The organism is Streptomyces sp. NTH33, assembly GCF_003236365.1.
Classification (GTDB): domain Bacteria; phylum Actinomycetota; class Actinomycetes; order Streptomycetales; family Streptomycetaceae; genus Streptomyces.
Genome location: NZ_POTZ01000910.1, coordinates 1 through 1,281, shown reverse-complemented (window position 1 = coordinate 1,281; position 1,281 = coordinate 1). Strand labels below are relative to the sequence as shown.

Genomic DNA, 1,281 nt, shown 5'->3' with positions numbered 1-1,281 from the left:
GTTGCTGGGGAGCGAACTGTCCCGGGGCCGGCTGTCCCGGCTGTCCCGGGTAAGGGTGCTGCCCCGGATAGGGGTGCTGCCCGGGCACGGGCTGGCCCGGAATCGGCTGACCCGGCAGCGGTGGGGCCGCGACCGGCGGCGGGTTGCCGTCGGACGTCCACAGCCCGTGCGACTGCTGGTGACGTACGAAGTCCTCGGCGACCATCGCCGCCAGGTTGAAGTACGCCTCCCGCACCTTCGGCCGCATCATGTCCAGGTCGACCTCGGCACCGGCGGCCAGATGCTCGTCGAAGGGCACCACGACGACCCCGCGGCAACGGGTCTCGAAGTGGGAGACTATGTCCTCCACCTTGATCATCTTGCCGGTCTCGCGCACCCCCGAGATCACGGTGAGGGAGCGTGCGACCAGATCGGCGTACCCGTGTGCGGACAGCCAGTCCAGCGTCGTACTGGCGCTGCTCGCACCGTCCACGGACGGCGTGGAGATGATGATGAGCTGGTCGGCGAGGTCGAGCACACCGCGCATGGCGCTGTAGAGCAGACCCGTACCGGAGTCGGTGAGGATGATCGGGTACTGCTTGCCCAGCACGTCGATCGCGCGGCGGTAGTCCTCGTCGTTGAACGTCGTGGACACGGCCGGGTCGACGTCGTTGGCGATGATCTCCAGCCCGGAGGACGCCTGGGAGGTGAACCGCCGGATGTCCATGTAGGAGTTGAGGTACGGGATCGCCTGGACGAGGTCACGGATGGTGGCCCCGGTCTCCCGGCGCACCCGGCGGCCGAGTGTACCGGCGTCCGGGTTGGCGTCGATGGCGAGGATCTTGTCCTGCCGCTCGGTGGCGAGCGTGGAGCCGAGCGCGGTGGTGGTGGTCGTCTTGCCGACACCGCCCTTGAGGCTGATCACGGCGATCCGGTAGCAGGACAGCACCGGAGTACGGATCAGCCCCAGCTTCCGCTGCCGCTCGGCCTCCTCTTTCTTCCCGCCGATCCTGAACCGGGGTCCGGCACCGGTCGGCCGGCCGCTGCGGGCCTTCTGCTTCTTGTTGTTGAGCAGCCGGTCGGAGGACAGCTCCACGGCCGCCGTGTAACCGAGCGGAGCGGCCCCCGGATTGGTCGGCTGCCGCTGGTCGTGCTGTACCGGCTGCGGCCAGCCGGTCCCGAGTCGGGGATCGACGGGCTGCTGAGCCTGAGCCTGAGCCGGGTCGGGCTGCTGGGGCTGCTGAGGCGGCTGGGCTTGCTGGGGCGGTTGGGGAAAACCGTAACCGCTGGGCGGAGCGGGCG

The 1,281-nt window shown here is 69.6% G+C and carries 1 protein-coding gene; it reads right to left on the bottom strand.

Annotated features, from left to right (window positions below):
* Window positions 1-1,281, bottom strand: a 1,281-nt coding sequence (locus C1I97_RS37460) for a MinD/ParA family ATP-binding protein (protein WP_181447101.1), incomplete at both ends; no start/stop codon positions are given.